Here is an 18,709-nt window from a genome sequence, read left to right as displayed (position 1 = left end):
GCCCTTACATAGGGGCAGCGGGCTCAAAACTATAGGCCCAGTGGATCAGCCCATCCCGGCCGGCGGATGTCAGCTGATAGATGCCCTTTTCCACCCGTTCAAACCACCCGTAGTGATTATCCGCCATCAGACGCGTGGCCCGGGGGACCTCGGCGCCCTTGGCGACCGTCGCCCCCTTGCTGGCACCATGCTCTGCCAAAAAGGCAGCACAGCGCAGGGCGTCCTGGCGATAGGCCGTGACAATACCGTGTCGTGTCGCACCGCCTGCATTTGGATCCCCTTGAAGGCGCTGAAACTCGCGCAGCAGGCGGGCCTGCTTCTTTTTTGACTTGCGCGGCGTAAAGGGCCCCGGATCGCATTGCACCTCTGCCCGGCCATCGCTCAAAACCGTAATCAGCCCAAGACCAAGGCGGCGGCATAGCGCCAGATTGTCCTTAAGCATGCGTCGCGCCTGACGGCCCGTCGGTTTGGGCACGGCGACATAGACATGATCGCTGAGAGCAAGCCTGGTGACAGCCTGATGAAACAACGACAGCGAAAACCGCAGTTTGAGTTCAACGATAACCGGTGGCTCCTCGCCCCGGATGGCCACCACATCCGCTGCGCCGACCTCTCCCTTGACGGTGTAGCCCTGACTTTCCAGGAGTGCCTTGATGGGGGGATAAAGCTGATCTTCGCGGTCCATGGCTGGATGCTATCCCCGACTGCACCGAAGGAAAAGCCGTTCGCTGTGACGGCAGGCATATCGAACAGCCCCCGCAGCCAAGCAGAGTTTTGCACAAACGACATAGCCGCATTGATGAGACAACGGGCCGGGGTGACAAGGCCCCTGCCCATGCCTATAAGACGCGCAAAATTCCGGCATCTGCATAGGACACGCTTCATGACCACCTTCGTCTTTGGCCACAAATCCCCTGACACCGACTCCACCGGCTCTGCCATCATCTGGTCCTGGTATCTGAACCAGATCAAAGGCGAAGACGCTGCTCCGAAACTCTTGGGTGAGCCCAACACCGAAGCGGCCTTCATGCTGAAACACTGGGGTCTGGACAAGCCAGAAATCATCTCCGACGTGGCGGATGATCAGCCGGTTGTGATTGTTGACACCAACAACCCCGCCGAACTGCCCGCGAACATCAATGGTGCCGATATCCGCGAGATCATCGACCACCACAAGCTGGTTGGCGGCCTGGAAACCAAAGGCCCGATCAACATCCGCATCGAGCCCGTCGCCTGCACCGCAACCATCATGTGGAAAATGATCGGCGCGGACCTGGCCCAGGCACCACGCGAAATCAAAGGCGCAATGCTTACCTGCATCCTGAGCGACACGCTCGAGTTCCGGTCTCCGACCACCACGCAGGAAGACAAAGCTGTCGCTTACAGCCTGGCCGAAGATCTGGGCGTCGACATTGCTGAGTATGCGTCAGAAATGTTTGCCGCGAAATCTGATGTCTCGGCATTCTCGGACGCTGAACTGCTGCGCATGGATTCCAAGGAATACGCCGTAGACGGCACGAAATTCCGCGTTTCTGTTCTGGAAACCACTGCCCCTGCCGTGGTTCTGGACCGCAAGGCATCTTTGATGGAAACCATGACCACTGTCGCAAGCGAAGATGGTGTCGACCAGGTTCTGCTGTTTGTCGTCGACATCCTGAAAGAAGAGGCAACCCTGCTGGTTCCGAACGATCTGGTCAAAACCGTCGCAGCCAAGAGCTTTGAGGCAAACGCCGAAGGCGACACCGTCGTTCTGCCCGGCGTGATGTCGCGCAAAAAGCAGATCATCCCCAACCTCAAGGTCTGATCTTCCTTGCATTGACACAGCAAAAAGGCGCCCCATCGGGCGCCTTTTTTCATGTCCCCGGCCAATGTGTCAGATGGTACATCTCCCCTGCTGTCACTTATCAACCTGAGCCTAGAGCCCCAGTTGCGCGCTGATCTTTTGAAACAGCCGCTTGCGGCTGTTGCCCTTGGACTGTTTTTCCCGCTTGTGGCGGTACCATTTCCTGTCGTCGCCAGACAGGTAACGCTCCCAGATGGTGCCATCCGGCGCAGTAACGAACTGCCAGCATTGCTCATCATCCAGTGTTTTGGGCTTTCCCGCCACAACCGCATTCCATGTAACCTCGGCGCATAGTTTGCTTTTGGACGTGACGAACCACTTGCCGACACCAACCGCATCTTCGCGCCGATTGATCCCCTGAAAGGTGCCGTCCGGCGCCCAGTACACTGAACCACCACTGTTCCAAGTCGACGTCATGCCGCGATAAAGCGAAATGATTTCCTGTGGCGGGGTCGGCTGGGCACCTTTCGGCTTGCCACCGGCCGACATCGCTGGCGTCGACAGAGCAGACACTGCAGCCACCACCAAACACATCTTCAGACCATGCCTAAACTCAATCGTCATTCTTGACCTCTTTACCAATACACTCTCCGGACCTGCTGACAGGCGCCGGGCGGCCCAGAGACAACACAAGGCCCACTCGTTAAAGCCTCGGAAATGGGAGGCAACACACTCACACCGCCAACCAGCGCCTGTCAGAGGTGGCACGGGCCAAGCCCCTGTCCACAGGAAAAGATTGCCCAACGGCCCCGGATCAGCCAACCTAGGGATATTGATAGGCCGCCGAGATCCACCAAGGCGTGCGCTCTCTCGGCCTGTTTGTTACTTGTGCTTTTGGTTTTGGTGATGTGATGAAAAACGGGTTGATTGACACCCTGGATGCGCTGCTCTTTTCGCAGGATCAGCAGGACCGCTGGCATGCCGCCCAGCGCGCAGCTGACAAGATCGGAGTAAAGAGCATTCTTGTCGCGCAAGCCGTCGGAATTCAGGGAGATATTCGCTGGATGAACACCGACATGCCCAGCGATTGGATCGAAGAATATCTCGCCTGTGGATATGTCGAAGTGGATCCACCGGTTCTGAACCTGTCAAAACAAAAGGGCAACATGAGCGTTGACTGCGGCGTCCTGCACCGCGGCGATGCGTCAGACAAACGTGAGTGGGATCTGAACCACGGACTAAAGGCCGCTGGTTTCGGCTCGCTTTTTTGCAGCTGTTACAAGGACGCGACGGGCTACGACCGGTTCGTCACCCTGGCCTACGACGGTCATCACCTCGAAGACCAACCCGCCAGTCAGGTAGAACTGCAACTGTTCTCTGCGCTTCTGGCGAGCACCATTGAGCGTGACACAGTTGCACCGGGCAACGGGTACCAGCCCGCACGCCCCAGTCCATTGACCCAGCGCCAGCGGGAGGTTCTATCGCTTCTGGCCGAAGGAATGATGACAGCGCGGATCGCAGAAACACTTGGGCTGTCCGAGGCGGCCGTATCCCTACATTTCGCAAATGCACGCAAGGCGCTAGGGGCAAGCACGCGGGAACATGCGCTGGCGCTTGCCCTGACCCGTGGGTTCATTTCTCTCTGAAAGGGCGCATCCCCTGCCCCCTCCCAGGGCTGCTCTCACCTGGCCTTAAGGATTGTTGCAGGTGGCAGCCACCGGCCCCCCGTTCCCGTGGCAGTTCAAACCGACGCAGTTCATCCATGTCGGCCCGACCTTTTCCCCATCACGCTCATGCGACACCTGTCGCTTGCAGTTGGTCATCGAATGGCCAGCTGACCCCCTCTTCATTGAAGTCTTCCCAGCGCGGCTCTTCCAACGGGTCAGGCAGGTCCGATGCAGAGGGCTGAGCCAGCGACGCAGTTGCAATAGGTCCCCCAGAACGAGACGCAGGCTCAATTGATGCGGGCGCATCAAGCAAGACGAATTGGCCGACAATCTGATTGAGAGCCCGAGTTTCACCATTCATTTTACGGATGGCGCCGCTTGCCTCCTCGACCATCGCGGCATTTTGCTGGGTCACGGTATCTAGCTGTGCCACGCCGACATTGATCTCGTTCAATCCCTGTGCCTGATCTGCTGCTTCGCTGGAGATGCCGGAAATCAGCTCTGCAATGCTGTTGACCTGTTCGACCACCTGCGTAAGTGCGGTTCCCACGCTGCCAACCTTTTCAACGCCTTCCTCAACGGTTTTCACACTTGAGCTGATCAGTTGCTTGATCTCGTTGGCAGCATCCGAGGACCGCTGAGCCAAGGCCCGCACTTCAGAGGCCACCACCGCGAACCCGCGCCCCACCTCACCCGCACGGGCAGCTTCAACACCCGCATTCAGCGCCAAAAGATTGGTTTGAAAGGCGATATCATCGATCACCCCGATGATTTGGGAAATCTGACCAGAGGACCGTTCTATCTCGGTCATTGCCTCCATGGCTCCCTCGACCACCTGACCGCTGTGCTCAACATCTTTGCGGGCGGTGCCAACGGCCTCTTCGACCTTTTCCGCATTTCCGGCAGATGTGCGCACGCTCGCTGTCATCTCCTCCAGGGCGGCGGCAGTCTGTTCAAGCGTTGCCGCCTGGCTTTCAGTGCGGCCCGACATATCGTCGGAGGCGGAGCGAATATCGCCAGACTGCGCGTCAATGGCCGCAGCTGCCTGCACGACCCGCGCCAGAACCGCATTCAACTGATCTACGGTTTCGTTGTAATTCTGCCGAAGCTGATCATAGTCGCCTTCGAACTGTTCATCGATGCGATGACTGAAATCCCCCTCTGCGAGGCGGCGCAATCCCCTCTTCAGTCGGCCAATCACCCGTTCGTTTTCGGCGCGCAGGGCGCTCTGGCGCTCCAGTTCTTCCATGACACGGCCAGAAACACGATCCACGTCGCGGGCGATCAGGCCAAATTCATCTGAACGCATCCGATCTGCGACCTTCAAGCCGAGATCGCCTTCAGCAACCTCATGCAGCGCGGCACGCATGCGGGCGACCGGCCTGACAATATTGAGGATCATTTTCCGGGCGTTGTAGATCGAAGTCACGACCAGAACCCCAGACACACCAAGCAGAATGTAAAGCAGCACCATGTCATGGGCGCGGGCCGACTTTGCCGTTATCTCCGCATTCGCCTCGATATCCTTGCCAATTGGCAAATAGCGCTCCTTGAATGCTGTATACTCAGCCTCAAATGCACCCATTCTTGCCTCCGCAGCGGCCGGATCATTGATGGCAAGAGCCGCAATGGCGTTTGCTTCTGCAACCAACTTATCCACGAGGGAGACGAGGCCCGCCAATTGGCCCTCCGCCTGCGCAGGCAATTCAGCGGCCCGCAAATCAGTCAGCGCTTGTGTTAGCTGCCGACCCGCCTGGTCAACTGAATTGCGAACCTCCTGCCGTTGAACGGCAATCATGTCACCGCCACTGGCCACCAATAGCGCGACACCGCCATGCAGGCGTTCTGCAAGGAGAGACACAGAGAGCTCCTTACGGACGGCATCAGTCACCCGTATCTGGCGTTCCAACTCCTGCTCGCTTTGCCAGAGACTGTAAACTGCGATTGCGGCAAGGATCAGGATGGCCGCAACTGAAACAACGCCCGACAATACAAAACGGGCACGGATCGAAATTGATCGAAACATAACATACACACCCCAAGGTTGAGATATGGCGACTCTGCACCCGAAGAGTTAAAATTCCGAAAACCCCGCGATTGCTGGTCAAATCCACCCCACTCTGCCATAGCTGAGCCAAACAATCCGCAACGCGAAAGCCTGGCTCATGACACAGATCATTTCCTCCCTTGCCGAGGTCTCTCATCAATACAAAGCCCTGTTCGTTGATCTTTGGGGCTGTGTTCACAACGGCATCACAGCCTACCCCGAGGCGGTCGCTGCCCTGCAGAGCTATCGCGCCAATGGCGGCATCGTCGTACTGGTCACCAACTCCCCCAAGCCCCGCGCCGGCGTTGCGGCACAATTGGGTGAATTTGGCGTTCCGGCCGATGCCTATGACACCATTGCGACCTCAGGCGACTCTGCGCGCGCGGCGATGTTGAGCGGTGCAGTGGGCGAGAAGGTTTATTTCATGGGAGAGTGGGAGCGTGACGCTGGTTTCTTTGAACCCATGAAAGTGATCGAAAACCCTGTGGAAATCACCCGCGTGCCGCTGAAGGACGCCGAAGGCATCGTCTGCTGCGGCCCCTTTGACACGATGGCCGATCCAGACGTCAATCGTGCTGATTTTCTGTATGCCAAACAGATGGGCATGAAACTCCTGTGCGCGAACCCGGACATCGTGGTTGATCGTGGCGAGGTGCGGGAATGGTGTGCAGGGGCCCTGGCCAAGCTTTACACCGAAATGGGCGGAGAAAGCCTCTACTTTGGAAAACCGCATCCGCCGATCTACGACTTGGCACGCCGGCGCCTCGCGGAACTGGGCCAGGAGATTGCCGACAGCGAGATCATGGCGATCGGAGACGGCCCCCACACCGACATCGCCGGAGCGATGGGAGAGGGTCTGGACTCACTCTTCATCACAGGTGGACTTGCGGCCAAAGAAACCAAAACCGACCACCAACCAGATGCAGACGCGCTAAGCGCTTATCTGGAAAAAGAAAAATCTGCACCGACCTATTCGATCGGCAAATTGCGCTAACGCAGAAAACACTTGATTTTCTGCAGCTGCGAAGTAATAAAATTACCCCAATGGATTATCTGGGGTGATTTTGTTGCGGCATGATCCCGCTTCTCCCGGAGACCTACAATCGGGAGAAGCACATGTTGGACAACTTTCCACGCGGCACAATCTGCATCGAAGATATCGAGATGGGGATGGTGCGGTATCTGCGCAAAGAGATCACCGACAAGGACATTGAGATGTTCGCGGAGGTATCCACCGACCACAACCCCGTTCACCTGGACGAATCCTATGCACAGGACACCATGTTTCAGGGCCGCATCGCCCACGGCATGCTGACTGCGGGTCTGATCTCGGCGGTGATCGGGGAGCAGCTGCCCGGCCACGGCACGATCTACATGAGCCAGTCGCTGAAGTTTCTCGCACCGGTGCGGCCAGGTGATCTGGTTCTGGCCGAGGTAGAGGTCACAGGCATCGAAATCGACAAACGCCGGGTAAAGCTGGACTGCCGCTGCATGGTCGAGGGCAAAAAGGTTCTTGTCGGCGAGGCCATGGTCATGGCGCCGTCGCGCAAGTTCGACTAGGTCACCTGGCCGCAACCAAGCATGGCCCTTGCAACAGGGTGCTCGCGCCGCTAGGCAAGGCCCATGCGCATTATCCGTGACTTCCAGTTCGTCGACCCGCAGGACCGTGGTGCTTCTGCCGCCATCGGCAACTTTGATGGTGTCCACCGCGGCCATCAATCCGTGATCGACCTTGCCCGCAACGCGGTGCCAGATGCCCCGCTGGGCGTGATGACATTTGAACCCCACCCGCGTGAGTTCTTTGCCCCCGACGCCCCGGCATTTCGACTGATGTCCGCGGAGGCCCGCGCCTCTCGGCTGGAAAAGCTGGGCGTGGAGCGACTGTATCAATTGAACTTCAATGCCGCGCTGTCCGGCCTTTCGCCAGAGGGCTTTGCCCGCAAAGTCATCGCTGACGGCCTGGGCCTGCGCCATGTGGTGGTGGGATCGGATTTTTGCTTTGGCAAGGGCCGTGCAGGGACCGCAGAAGACCTGCAGCGTTTTGGTGCCGAGATGGGGTTTGGCGTGACCATTGCGCCGTTGATGGAATATTCCGAGGACACGGTCTCTTCTACCGCGATCCGCCGAGCCCTGAGCGACGGCCGCCCGCGCGATGCGGCGAATATGCTCGGCCATTGGCATCGCATCGAAGGCGAAGTGATCGGAGGAGAGCAACGCGGCCGCGAATTGGGCTATCCGACGGCAAACATGTCCATCGATGGCCTGCACCAGCCTGCCTTTGGCGTCTATGCCGTGCTTGTTGATGTTCTGGATGGCCCCAACAAGGGCAGTTATCACGGCGCAGCCTCCGTCGGAGTGCGGCCCATGTTTGATGGCAGCCACCCGAATATCGAGACCTTTCTCTTTGACTTCACCGGCAACCTTTACGGGGCGACACTCTCTGTCGGACTGGTCGATTACCTGCGCCCGGAAATGACGTTTGACGGGCTCGATGGGTTGCTCGCCCAGATGGAGGCCGACTGCGTGAAGGCCCGCAATATCCTGAGCGCGCTATGAGCGAGGGCATTGATCGCAAGGGGCTCGCCAAGCGGTTCTGGGAAAAGAAACCGCTCAGCCAGCTGAATGACAAAGAGTGGGAAGCGCTCTGTGATGGCTGCGGCAAATGCTGCCTGAACAAACTGGAAGATGAAGACACAGGCGAAGTCGCGCTGACGCGTGTGGCCTGTCGGCTGCTGGACGATGCGACCTGCCGCTGTGTTCACTATGAGATCCGGCATCAATTCGTGCCTGAATGCATCGTCCTGAAACCAGACAATCTCGACACCCACGCCTATTGGATGCCGCAGACCTGCGCGTATCGCCTGCTGTGGGAAGGCAAGCCATTGCCACAATGGCACCCCCTGCTGACAGGCAATCCTGAAACGGTTCATGATGCTGGCGTCTCGGTGCGCGGCTGGACAGTGTCCGAATTTGAAACCCCGGAAGAAGACTGGGAAGACCACATTATCGAGGAGCCGATTTAATGCATTTTGCCTCAGACAACTCCGGCCCAGCCAGCCCCGAAATCCTGGCCGCCCTCGGCGCTGCCAACAGTGGCTACGCGATGGGCTATGGCGCCGATGATGAAATGGCCCAGGTCACCGCTCGTATCCGTGATATCTTTGAGGCGCCCGAGGCCGCAGTCTATCTCGTTGCAACCGGAACGGCGGCCAATGTGCTTGCCCTGTCGACCCTGACCCAGCCCTGGCAGACCATCTTTTGCACCGGCCCTGCGCACATCAACATGGATGAGTGCAATGCACCGGAATTCTATGCCGGGGGCGCCAAGCTCACGCTGGTCACCAAGGAAGACAAGATGACACCTGCGTCGCTGCGCGCGGCGATCGAAGGGGAAGAGACCCGTGGCGTTCACGGCCCCCAGCGAGGGCCGGTGTCGATCACTCAGGTCACTGAATTCGGTACGGTCTATTCTCAGGAAGAGCTGCGCGCGCTGTGTGACGTCGCAAAATCCTATGGTTTGCCAGTTCATCTTGATGGTGCACGCTTTGCAAATGCCTTGGTTTCCCTTGGCTGCACACCGGCAGAGATGACTTGGAAAGCAGGCGTGGATGCCGTGTCTTTTGGCGGCACCAAAAACGGCTGCATGGGTGTAGAGGCCGTGATCTTCTTTGATCCGAGCAAAGCGCAGGAATTTGAATACCGCCGCAAGCGTGGCGCGCATTTGTTCTCTAAACATCGCTACCTGTCGGCGCAGATGCTGGCCTATCTGACGGATGATCTCTGGCTGAGGAACGCTCGCACCGCCAACACGAAAGCGGCCCGTCTCGCCGAGGGGCTGCGCGCGGCGGGGGCTGACTTCAGTCATGACCCCCAGGCCAACATGATCTTTGCCGCCCTTCCCCGCGCGACCCATCAGAAACTGTTTGATGCGGGCGCCGTCTATCACCTTTGGGATGGTGATCTTGACGGCCCTGCGGATGAAACTGTCACCGCGCGGTTTGTTTGTGACTGGTCGATTGGTGACGATCAGATCGAGGGTTTTCTCAACCTTCTCTGAGCCTTCAGATCACTGTTCAGACGCAAAAGCGACGCAGCCCGGCCGCGTCGCTTTTTCTTTTCGGATCAGTTCCAGAATGCGCGCAGCAGGTCCGCAACGTCCGGTGCATGGGTAATCGGCACCATATGCTCTGCCCCCGCAATCCTGTGGAAGGTCACATCGCCAATCCGTGAGCTAAGCGCTTTGCTCACGACATGCATGATTGGCTGCGTCTCGCTCCCGTCAATCACCATTACCGGCATCTGGAGTTTCTCCAACTGGCCTTCGGCCACCAGACCGGCTTCGTCATCATAGACCTGACTGTCGCACGCCATGACGCCCGGAAAACTGCGCATCATGGCCGCCCGGCTCTGTTCAGGAAGATCAGCCCATTTCGGATGGCCCGTTCCCCAGGCGCGGTTGAACAGACGTGTTGCCTGCTCCAAATCCCCAGCGGCAAAGGTCGAGCGCACTTCAAGATGAGCCTCGCGCATCGCCTCTAGCGCCGCCGGGTCGTCCATGCCAGCAGAGGCGAACAATACCGGCTCGATCATGGTGAGGCTGCGTACCAACTCAGGGCGCGCCTGTGCCATTGCGAGCGCGACAGTCGCGCCGAATGAATGCCCGACAAGGTCGATCGGTCCGCGGTCTGCAAGGCCCATCGCGTCAATCAATGCCAAGCCCGCGTCCCGGTTGCGCAACTGCAGGATACCCTCGCCATCCCAGTCGGGGCTGCGCCCGTGAGACAAGAGATCAAAGCCATGCAATGTCGCCTCACTCTCCAGTTCTGCGCCAAGCGCCCGCCAAGCACCGGAATGCGCAAGCGAACAATGAACCGCAAGCACCGGACGCGCCCCTGAGCCGAAGCTGCGGGCAAAAACCCCCTGGGGTAGATTGCCAATGATTTCATTCACCAGGAAAGACCTCTCGATTGCCAAATGCCTGCATCAGATATGCAAGCACTTGTAATTTGTCGTTTTGTGAACGCAACAGCAGGGCAGATCTTCCGCTTTAATTCTATGCGCGACGTTACGTGCATGTTAAGCGGAGGCCACCATCACGAATCTGTCACACTGCCATTGCTGCCTGGGGATAACAGCCAATGCCGACCTTGAACGAACCCAAGCTGATCGCTGGGAACGCCAACCTTCCGCTCGCCCAATCCATTACGCGCCGCATGTCCATGCACCGGGGCGTCGATCAAGGGCTGGTAGATGCCCGCGTCGAACGCTTCAACGACGGCGAGATTTTCGTAGAAGTCTATGAAAACGTCCGCGGCGAGGACATGTTCATCATTCAGCCGACTTCGAACCCGGCCAATGACAACCTGATGGAGCTGCTGATCATCGCCGATGCCCTGCGTCGCTCCTCGGCCCAACGTATCACCGCTGTGATCCCCTACTTCGGCTACGCCCGCCAGGACCGCCGCACAAAGGCACGGACACCGATTTCGGCAAAGCTGGTCGCCAACATGCTGACCGGCGCCGGCATTGAGCGGATCCTGACCATGGATCTGCACGCCGCTCAGATCCAGGGGTTCTTCGACATTCCCGTCGACAACCTCTACGCCTCGCCGATCTTTGCGCTGGATGTGAAAAACCAATTCAAGGACAGCCTCAGCGATATCATGGTGGTCTCGCCGGACGTCGGCGGCGTTGCCCGTGCTCGCGAATTGGCAAAACGCATCAATGCGCCTCTCTCCATCGTGGACAAGCGCCGCGAGAAGCCCGGTGAAGTTGCCGAGATGACCGTGATTGGTGACGTGACCGACAAGATCTGCCTTATCGTTGACGACATGTGCGACACCGCCGGCACGCTTTGCAAGGCGGCACAGGTTCTGTTGGATAATGGCGCACGTGAAGTCCACGCCTATATCACACACGGCGTCATGAGCGGCCCTGCGGTTGAGCGTGTCACCAACTCGGTCATGAAATCGCTGGTTCTCACCGATACCATTCAGCCGACCGAAGCCGTTCTTGCCGCGCCGAATATCCGCATTCTGCCAACGGCCCCCCTGTTCACGCAGGCGATCCTGAACATTTGGCACGGCACATCTGTGTCCTCGCTGTTTGAAGACAAGACCCTGTTGCCGATCTACGAGTCGCTCACCCACGGCGGTTGAGCGTTCGCGATACGCAAGACATCGATGCGTACCGATTGCCTTTCAAACCCTCGCGCAAGTCGCGGGGGTTTTTCTTTGCGATCTCGTCCTGCGATGGACAGACGCGCGCGCACTCCCCTAGGTTAAGCACCAGCAGCCGAAGGAGTCAGAGATGGCAGAGCATTACGACGCAGCCTGCCTGTGCGGAGCCATTCGCCTCCGCGCAGAGGGCAGCCCGCTTCGGGTGGGAATATGTCACTGCAAGGACTGTCGGCGCCATCACGGGGCGCTGTTTTATGCCGCCGCGATCTTTCCTGCATCAGCCGTGCGCGTGAGCGGTGCGTCCAGCCATTACAACGGGCGCCATTTCTGCCCCAACTGTGGGTCTTCCGTCTTTGCCGAAACCGGGGAAGAGATTGAAATCCATCTGGGCTCAATGGCCAGCTCCGACGGGCTCAGGCCGGATTATGAGCTGTGGTGCAGGAGCCGGGAAGACTGGTTGCCACCCTTCTCCGGGACCACCCGCTACCCAAAGAACCGTCAGGACCCTTAGGACACCTTAGGACACATCCCAGTCATCTCCGAAGGGGAGATTGCCAATCGCCATCCACGCCGCACGGATGCGGGCGACACGGGTGTCGTTCCAGGTCCGGAAGACAATGTCGAAACCATCGACCGTGATGTCTTCGGCCACCAGCTCGCTGCGAAACGCCGTGCCAGCCGCCATGTCGACGAGAGAGGTCGAGATATGCACAACAGGTGGCGCGCTGAAGCTTTCGCCAAAGCGGACATGACGCCGACGCTCACGCGGGCCATCACCGGCCCACATGGCGCCGCCCTCTTCGAACTCGGAGAAAATCTCAATGTCGCCCTGATCCACCCCGATCCGAGGGCTGTCTATCCGCTGCATGCGCTTTACGACCGATGGCCGCCCTTTTCTGGTCCGGGTCTGACCCCGATCAACCACAGGATGCCAAAAAACAAAACCGGCCCGCAAGGGGCCGGTTTCAAAAGCAGTAGAGACCGTCTGGATCAGAGGCTCATATGGGTGCCAAGGGCTTCCATATCAGCGAGCAGCTTGGCGGCATCTTCCACCAGGCCATGCGGTTGATCGGTTTCCTGCACGGTTTTGTAGGTCGTGCGGGCTTCCTCGATCAGCTCGTCCAGATGAGCACGTGTCATCTGATCCATCGGGATTGCCTTCTCAGCAAGGACAGACAGACCGTCAGCGCCGATTTCAGCAAACCCACCAGTCACCAGATACTCGGATGTGCCTTCGGGGCTCTCGACCCGCAGGACACCCGGGCGCAGCGTGGTGATGGTCGGCGCATGGTTGGCCATTGCCGTCATGTCGCCTTCCGCGCCGGGGATCATTACCGCCGTCACCGGGAGCGACGCCAAGCGGCGCTCCGGGCTAACGAGGTCGAATTGCATCGTATCAGCCATCAGGGCCCTCCTTAGGCCGCGTCAGCAGCCATTTTCTCGGCTTTTGCGATCACCTCATCGATGCCGCCAACCATGTAGAAGGCGCCTTCGGGCAGGTGGTCGTATTCGCCAGCCACAACAGCTTTGAACGACGCGATGGTGTCTTCCAGCGGAACCTGTTTGCCGTCTGCGCCGGTGAAGACCTTTGCAACGTCGAACGGCTGGGACAGGAAGCGCTGGATCTTACGCGCGCGGCTCACGGTCAGCTTATCCTCTTCGGACAGTTCGTCCATGCCGAGGATCGCGATGATGTCTTGCAGCGACTTGTAGCGCTGAAGGATCTGCTGAACGTCGGATGCCACCTTGTAGTGCTCCTCACCCACGATGGACGGGTCCATCAGGCGGGAAGTGGAGTCCAGCGGGTCAACCGCCGGGTAGATGCCCAGCTCGGAGATCGCACGGTTCAGAACGGTGGTCGCATCGAGGTGAGCAAAGGTGGTTGCCGGTGCGGGGTCGGTAAGGTCGTCCGCGGGAACGTAAACAGCCTGGATCGAGGTGATCGAGCCGTTCTTGGTGGAGGTAATACGTTCCTGCATCGCACCCATGTCGGTCGCCAGGGTCGGCTGGTAGCCCACCGCCGAAGGAATACGACCGAGCAGAGCGGACACCTCGGAACCCGCCTGAGTGAAGCGGAAGATGTTGTCGACGAAGAACAGAACGTCGGTACCGGACTGGTCACGGAACTGCTCCGCGAGGGTCAGACCGGTCAGAGCAACGCGTGCACGCGCACCCGGAGGCTCGTTCATCTGGCCATAAACCAGAGCAACCTGCGATTCTTCCAGGTTATCGGGCTTGATAACGTTGGATTCGATCATCTCGTGGTAGAGGTCGTTACCTTCACGGGTCCGTTCACCAACACCAGCGAACACGGAGAAGCCCGAGTGCACTTTTGCGATGTTGTTGATGAGTTCCATGATGAGAACGGTTTTACCAACGCCCGCACCGCCGAACAGACCAATCTTACCACCCTTCGCGTAGGGGGCCAGCAGGTCGATAACTTTGATGCCGGTTACCAGAACTTCGGATTCAGTCGACTGGTCGCTGAATTCCGGAGCAGGCTGGTGGATTGCGCGGGTTTCCGCGGCCACGACGGGGCCCTGTTCGTCAACGGGCTCGCCCACGACGTTCAGGATGCGGCCCAGGGTCGCGTTGCCGACGGGGATCGAGATCGGCGCGCCGGTGTCGGCTACGGCTTGACCGCGAACCAGACCTTCGGTCGCGTCCATCGCGATGGTACGGACGGTGTTTTCGCCCAGGTGCTGTGCAACTTCCAGAACCAGCTGCTTGCCGTTGTTGTCGGTGGTCAGCGCGTTCAGAATTGCGGGCAGGTGGTCGTCGAATTGAACGTCCACAACGGCGCCGATGATCTGGGTCACCTTGCCTTTTGCTTGTGCCATGTTTCGTCTCCGGTTGTCTCTTAGAGCGCCTCGGCGCCCGAAATAATTTCAATCAGCTCGTTGGTGATCACGGCCTGACGCGAGCGGTTGAACTCGATGGTCAGCTTGTCGATCATGTCGCCCGCGTTGCGGGTCGCATTGTCCATCGCGCTCATCCGGGCACCCTGTTCGGAAGCCCCATTCTCCAGCAGAGCTGCAAAGATCTGCGTTGCAACGCCACGCGGCAGCAAGTCAGCCAAGATGGCCTCTTCACCGGGCTCGTAGTCGTAGTCAGCAGTACCAGATGCAGCACCGTCTTCCGCGGCCTCAAAGGACGCCGGGATCACCTGCTGGGCGGTCGGAACCTGGGTCACGACGTTCACGAACTTCGCGTAGAAGATCGTCGCAACGTCGAATTCCCCACCGTCGAAGCGGGCCAGCACGTCCTTGGCGATGTCTTGTGCGTTGGCATAGCCCACGCGCTTGACTTCGCTCAGATCCACGTGACCGACAAAATGATCGCCCAGGTCACGCTTCAGCGCGTCCCGGCCTTTTTTGCCGACTGTCAGGATCTTGACGGTCTTGCCTGCCGCGACCAGCTCCTGGGCTTTCACCCGGGCCAGCTTGGCGATGTTGGAGTTGAAGCCCCCGCAGAGCCCGCGTTCGGCAGTCATCACGACCAGGAGGTGAACCTGGTCGTTACCGGTGCCGGCAAGCAGTTTGGGTGCAGAATCGCTGCCACCGACAGAAGCGGCGAGACCGGCCATCACGGCATTGAACCGCTCGGCGTAGGGACGCGCATCTTCGGCAGCTTCCTGGGCGCGGCGAAGTTTCGCCGCGGCCACCATCTGCATGGCTTTGGTGATCTTGCGGGTCGATTTGACCGACTCGATCCTGATTTTAAGGTCCTTAAGACTCGGCATCGCCTCGTCCCCCCTTAAGCGAAGTCAGCGGCGAACGCGTCCAGAGCTGCTTTGATCTTGTCGGCGGCATCGCCTTTGATCTTCGGATCTTCGTTGGTGATCCAATCCAGCAGGTCCTGGTGCTTGCCACGCAGGTGCGCCAGCAGGCCAGCTTCGTAGCGGCCAACGTCCTTAACGTCGACTTTGTCGAGGTAGCCGTTGGTGCCCGCAAAGATCACGCAGACGATTTCAGCGTTGGTCAGCGGTGCGTACTGCGGCTGTTTCATCAGCTCGGTCAGACGTGCACCACGGTTCAGCAGCTGCTGGGTTGCGGCATCAAGGTCGGAGCCGAACTGAGCAAAGGCAGCCATTTCGCGGTACTGAGCGAGTTCCAGCTTAACCGGACCAGCAACGGATTTCATTGCGTTGGTCTGAGCCGAGGAGCCCACACGCGAAACCGACAGACCGGTGTTCACAGCAGGACGGATACCCTGGTAGAACAGTTCGGTTTCCAGGAAGATCTGGCCGTCGGTGATCGAGATCACGTTGGTCGGAATAAACGCGGAAACGTCGCCGCCCTGGGTTTCGATAACCGGCAGAGCAGTCAGGGAGCCCGCGCCGAACTCTTCGTTCAGTTTCGCGGAACGCTCCAGCAGACGGGAGTGCAGGTAGAAAACGTCACCAGGATACGCTTCGCGGCCCGGCGGACGACGCAGCAGCAGGGACATCTGACGATAAGCAACAGCCTGCTTGGACAGGTCATCATAGATGATCAGGGCGTGTTTGCCGCTGTCGCGGAAGTACTCGGCCATTGCGGTCGCGGCATAAGGTGCCAGGAACTGCAGCGGTGCAGGCTCGGATGCGGTTGCTGCAACAACGATGGAGTATTCCATCGCGCCGGTTTCTTCCAGCTTCTTCACCAGCTGTGCCACGGTCGAACGTTTCTGACCAACAGCAACGTAAACGCAGTACAGTTTCTTGGAGTCGTCGTCGCCAGCTGCGTCGTTGTAGACTTTCTGGTTCAGGATCGCGTCCAGAGCAACGGCTGTTTTACCGGTCTGACGGTCGCCAATGATCAGCTCTCGCTGGCCACGGCCGATCGGGATCATCGCGTCAACGGACTTCAGGCCGGTTGCCATCGGCTCGTGAACCGATTTACGCGGGATGATGCCCGGCGCTTTGACGTCTGCCACTTTACGCTCGGCAGCGTTGATCGGGCCTTTGCCGTCCAGCGGGTTGCCAAGACCGTCCACAACGCGACCCAGCAGCTCGGGGCCAGCGGGAACGTCCACGATCGAGTTGGTGCGCTTTACAGTGTCACCTTCTTTAATGTCGCGGTCGGAACCGAAGATAACAACACCAACGTTGTCGGCTTCCAGGTTCAGCGCCATACCCATGATGCCGCCGGGGAACTCAACCATTTCACCGGCCTGAACGTTGTCGAGGCCATAGACGCGGGCAATACCGTCACCAACGGACAGCACGCGGCCAATTTCTGCCACCTCGGCTTCTTGACCAAAATTCTTGATCTGGTCTTTCAGGATCGCAGAAATCTCTGCTGCTTGGATACCCATTTATCCGACCTCTTTCATTGCGTTCTGTAGGGAGTTGAGCTTGGAGCGGATCGAGTTGTCGATCATCTTCGAGCCCACTTTAACGACAAGACCGCCAATGATGCTCTCATCGACGGTTGCATTGATAACGACCTTCTTGCCAGTGCGCTCTGCCAGGGTCTTGGCCAGCTTTTCGCTCTGGGTTTTGGTCAGCGCTTTTGCCGATGTGACATCGGCAGTGATCTCACCGCGGGTCTCTGCAAGGCGTGCACGCAGCGCTTCGATCAGCGCGGGCAGCACGAACAGGCGACGCTTTTGCGCCATCAGAGCCAGGGAATTTGCCAGAACGGGTGCGACACCCATCTTGGCAGCAACGGCGCTGATTGCGGTCTCCTGCTCGTCACGCGACACCACAGGTGACGTGATCAGATCGCGGAGATCCTCGCTGTCCGCCAGCGCGGCGGACAGATCGTTGATGCTGGATTCAAGGCTATCAAGCGCCTTGCTTTCTTCGGCGATCTCAAAGATCGCGGTGGCATAGCGCGCAGCAATGCCTGCGGAAATCGAAGCTGGTTCGGACACGTCCACCCTTCCGATATTGGCCCCGGTTGGCGACCGCTAAGTTGCGTCCGGGGGCGTGAGGTCTCCCCACAATTCGGTGGGGCGTCAAAATCAGCGTGGATGTAGCAGAGGGATGGCAACCTATCAACTGCCTTGAAAACCCGCGTCGAAATCAAACAATTGTTTGATTTCAATGGTGTAGGCGATATTCCGCCGGGAACAGGCAGAACATGCGGCAAAAAAACCAACTTTAGGGGTCAATTTTGCGATTCCAAAACAGTGAAAAACGGCGCTGCGAGGCCCAAAAACCGCGAAACCGTCGAAAATGAGCGCCGAAAGCGCGGATTTGAGCAATCGGCGGGGAATCATGACCTGAGGGCACCCACAGACCAAACACCCGCTGCCGGAGGTCAAGTTTAAGAAGCTCGAATTCTGGCGTGGGTCAGGCCGGCTCAGGCATGGGGTTTGAAAGCCCTTCCAGCACCCGGATCGGATTTGGCGGCTTGAGGCGTGTCATCTCACCACGTTGAATGTGGGTCTGCTTGCTCACCTCGACCAAAAAGACACCGCCCCCAAGCATCGCAGGCAAACGATCTCCCAAGCGTTCGAACAACGGCCCCGCCCGCAGCCAGAACCGACGTTGACTCGGCGGCAGGTAAAGCGCGCCCAAATGGCGTTCGATGGTGAACTGATGAAGCCGCAGCTGGTTCTCGACCTGGCTCAGTGTATAGGGCCGCCCAAAGCCAAACGGCGTATCATCCGATCGCGCCCAGAGCCCCGAACGATTGGGCACAACAAAAACCGCCCGCCCGCCGGGGCCCAGAACGCGCCAACACTCCTCCAGCAGATGTGAAGGACGATCAGATGTCTCCAACCCGTGCAGCAGGACCAACCGATCCACATGGCCCGTCTCGATAGGCCAGGCCGTTTCCTCGCACAGGACAGAGACATTCGCCATTCCGGCAGGCCATTGCATCACCCCCTGCGGGCCCGGCATCAGCGCCATGACGCGGCGCGCATCCTTGAGATAGGGTCGCAGAAGCGGCGCAGCAAAGCCGAAGCCCGCGACGGTCTGCCCTGTGGCCTCCGGCCAAAGATCCCGCAAACGCCCCCGGATCGACGCCTGGGCAGCGCGCCCCAGCGTGCTACGGTAGTAAAAGTTCCTCAGATCCTGAACATCAAGATGCATTGCGGGCGT

21 protein-coding genes are annotated in these 18,709 nt (G+C 59.0%); 9 read left to right on the top strand and 12 right to left on the bottom strand.

The window, feature by feature from the left end; translation table 11 throughout:
* Positions 1 to 4 precede the first annotated feature (4 nt).
* Positions 5 to 685 (bottom strand): DUF2161 domain-containing phosphodiesterase, encoded by a 681-nt coding sequence (locus tag KUV39_RS07710; RefSeq protein WP_222459436.1) that lies wholly within the window; start codon positions 683 to 685, stop codon positions 5 to 7.
* Between the two features lie 198 nt (positions 686 to 883).
* Here KUV39_RS07710 and KUV39_RS07705 point away from each other — a divergent pair, with 198 nt between their 5' ends.
* On the top strand, positions 884 to 1,804 hold the full coding sequence (locus KUV39_RS07705) for a manganese-dependent inorganic pyrophosphatase (protein ID WP_222459435.1): 921 nt from the start codon (positions 884 to 886) through the stop codon (positions 1,802 to 1,804).
* Positions 1,805 to 1,915: 111 nt separating this feature from the next.
* Here KUV39_RS07705 and KUV39_RS07700 read toward each other — a convergent pair whose 3' ends face one another.
* Complete coding sequence (locus KUV39_RS07700) at positions 1,916 to 2,407, bottom strand: DUF995 domain-containing protein (RefSeq protein ID WP_008559517.1); 492 nt, start codon at positions 2,405 to 2,407, stop codon at positions 1,916 to 1,918.
* Between the two features lie 287 nt (positions 2,408 to 2,694).
* Here KUV39_RS07700 and KUV39_RS07695 point away from each other — a divergent pair, with 287 nt between their 5' ends.
* Positions 2,695 to 3,429, top strand: coding sequence for a helix-turn-helix transcriptional regulator (locus KUV39_RS07695; protein ID WP_222459434.1), 735 nt, complete (start codon positions 2,695 to 2,697; stop codon positions 3,427 to 3,429).
* A gap of 145 nt (positions 3,430 to 3,574) precedes the next feature.
* On the opposite strand, the gene KUV39_RS07690 is transcribed toward KUV39_RS07695, so the two are convergent.
* On the bottom strand, positions 3,575 to 4,852 hold the full coding sequence (locus tag KUV39_RS07690) for a methyl-accepting chemotaxis protein (protein ID WP_419555532.1): 1,278 nt from the start codon (positions 4,850 to 4,852) through the stop codon (positions 3,575 to 3,577).
* Positions 4,853 to 5,615: 763 nt separating this feature from the next.
* Here KUV39_RS07690 and KUV39_RS07685 point away from each other — a divergent pair.
* The 5 genes from KUV39_RS07685 to KUV39_RS07665 all read left to right on the top strand — a co-directional run bounded on the left by KUV39_RS07685 (position 5,616) and on the right by KUV39_RS07665 (position 9,554).
* Entirely contained in the window at positions 5,616 to 6,491 is an 876-nt protein-coding gene (locus KUV39_RS07685) for a TIGR01459 family HAD-type hydrolase (RefSeq protein ID WP_046211186.1), read from the top strand.
* A 122-nt stretch (positions 6,492 to 6,613) separates the two neighbouring features.
* Entirely contained in the window at positions 6,614 to 7,057 is a 444-nt protein-coding gene (locus KUV39_RS07680) for a MaoC family dehydratase (protein WP_008559397.1), read from the top strand.
* A gap of 63 nt (positions 7,058 to 7,120) precedes the next feature.
* Entirely contained in the window at positions 7,121 to 8,053 is a 933-nt protein-coding gene (locus KUV39_RS07675; RefSeq protein ID WP_222459432.1) for a bifunctional riboflavin kinase/FAD synthetase, read from the top strand.
* A complete protein-coding gene (locus tag KUV39_RS07670) occupies positions 8,050 to 8,520 on the top strand; it encodes a YcgN family cysteine cluster protein (RefSeq protein ID WP_008560214.1) in 471 nt (156 codons plus the stop codon). Before KUV39_RS07675 ends, KUV39_RS07670 begins: the two co-directional genes overlap by 4 nt.
* Positions 8,520 to 9,554, top strand: coding sequence for a threonine aldolase family protein (locus KUV39_RS07665; RefSeq protein WP_222459431.1), 1,035 nt, complete (start codon positions 8,520 to 8,522; stop codon positions 9,552 to 9,554). Before KUV39_RS07670 ends, KUV39_RS07665 begins: the two co-directional genes overlap by 1 nt.
* A 65-nt stretch (positions 9,555 to 9,619) precedes the next feature.
* Here the strand turns inward: KUV39_RS07665 and KUV39_RS07660 are convergent, their stop codons facing one another.
* Positions 9,620 to 10,447: an alpha/beta fold hydrolase gene (locus tag KUV39_RS07660; RefSeq protein ID WP_222459430.1), complete on the bottom strand. Its 828-nt coding sequence runs from the start codon at positions 10,445 to 10,447 to the stop codon at positions 9,620 to 9,622.
* Positions 10,448 to 10,635: 188 nt separating this feature from the next.
* Here KUV39_RS07660 and KUV39_RS07655 point away from each other — a divergent pair, with 188 nt between their 5' ends.
* Both KUV39_RS07655 and KUV39_RS07650 read left to right on the top strand, forming a co-directional pair.
* Complete coding sequence (locus tag KUV39_RS07655) at positions 10,636 to 11,655, top strand: ribose-phosphate pyrophosphokinase (protein ID WP_008562810.1); 1,020 nt, start codon at positions 10,636 to 10,638, stop codon at positions 11,653 to 11,655.
* 151 nt (positions 11,656 to 11,806) lie between these two features.
* Positions 11,807 to 12,187 carry a GFA family protein gene (locus KUV39_RS07650; protein WP_222459429.1) on the top strand — a complete coding sequence of 127 codons (381 nt, stop codon included), beginning with the start codon at positions 11,807 to 11,809 and terminating at the stop codon, positions 12,185 to 12,187.
* A 6-nt stretch (positions 12,188 to 12,193) separates the two neighbouring features.
* Here KUV39_RS07650 and KUV39_RS07645 read toward each other — a convergent pair whose 3' ends face one another.
* The 8 genes from KUV39_RS07645 to KUV39_RS07610 form a co-directional block, all read right to left on the bottom strand.
* Positions 12,194 to 12,544, bottom strand: a complete 351-nt coding sequence (locus KUV39_RS07645) for an H-type lectin domain-containing protein (RefSeq protein WP_037302720.1) — start codon at positions 12,542 to 12,544, stop codon at positions 12,194 to 12,196.
* 122 nt (positions 12,545 to 12,666) lie between these two features.
* Entirely contained in the window at positions 12,667 to 13,080 is a 414-nt protein-coding gene (locus tag KUV39_RS07640; protein WP_008561257.1) for a F0F1 ATP synthase subunit epsilon, read from the bottom strand.
* Between the two features lie 11 nt (positions 13,081 to 13,091).
* On the bottom strand, positions 13,092 to 14,516 hold the full coding sequence (gene atpD, locus KUV39_RS07635) for a F0F1 ATP synthase subunit beta (protein WP_008561134.1): 1,425 nt from the start codon (positions 14,514 to 14,516) through the stop codon (positions 13,092 to 13,094).
* 20 nt (positions 14,517 to 14,536) lie between these two features.
* Positions 14,537 to 15,418 carry a F0F1 ATP synthase subunit gamma gene (locus tag KUV39_RS07630; protein WP_008562903.1) on the bottom strand — a complete coding sequence of 294 codons (882 nt, stop codon included), beginning with the start codon at positions 15,416 to 15,418 and terminating at the stop codon, positions 14,537 to 14,539.
* A 14-nt stretch (positions 15,419 to 15,432) separates the two neighbouring features.
* Complete coding sequence (gene atpA / locus KUV39_RS07625; RefSeq protein ID WP_008559350.1) at positions 15,433 to 16,971, bottom strand: F0F1 ATP synthase subunit alpha; 1,539 nt, start codon at positions 16,969 to 16,971, stop codon at positions 15,433 to 15,435.
* A complete protein-coding gene (locus KUV39_RS07620) occupies positions 16,972 to 17,532 on the bottom strand; it encodes a F0F1 ATP synthase subunit delta (RefSeq protein WP_037302115.1) in 561 nt (186 codons plus the stop codon).
* Between the two features lie 123 nt (positions 17,533 to 17,655).
* Complete coding sequence (locus tag KUV39_RS07615; RefSeq protein ID WP_222459428.1) at positions 17,656 to 17,880, bottom strand: hypothetical protein; 225 nt, start codon at positions 17,878 to 17,880, stop codon at positions 17,656 to 17,658.
* Between the two features lie 73 nt (positions 17,881 to 17,953).
* Positions 17,954 to 18,700 carry a class I SAM-dependent methyltransferase gene (locus KUV39_RS07610; RefSeq protein ID WP_008560330.1) on the bottom strand — a complete coding sequence of 249 codons (747 nt, stop codon included), beginning with the start codon at positions 18,698 to 18,700 and terminating at the stop codon, positions 17,954 to 17,956.
* Positions 18,701 to 18,709: the final 9 nt, after the last annotated feature.

This window comes from Phaeobacter italicus (assembly GCF_019801785.1).
GTDB lineage: Bacteria > Pseudomonadota > Alphaproteobacteria > Rhodobacterales > Rhodobacteraceae > Phaeobacter > Phaeobacter italicus.
This window is presented reverse-complemented; position numbering and strand designations above follow the sequence as displayed.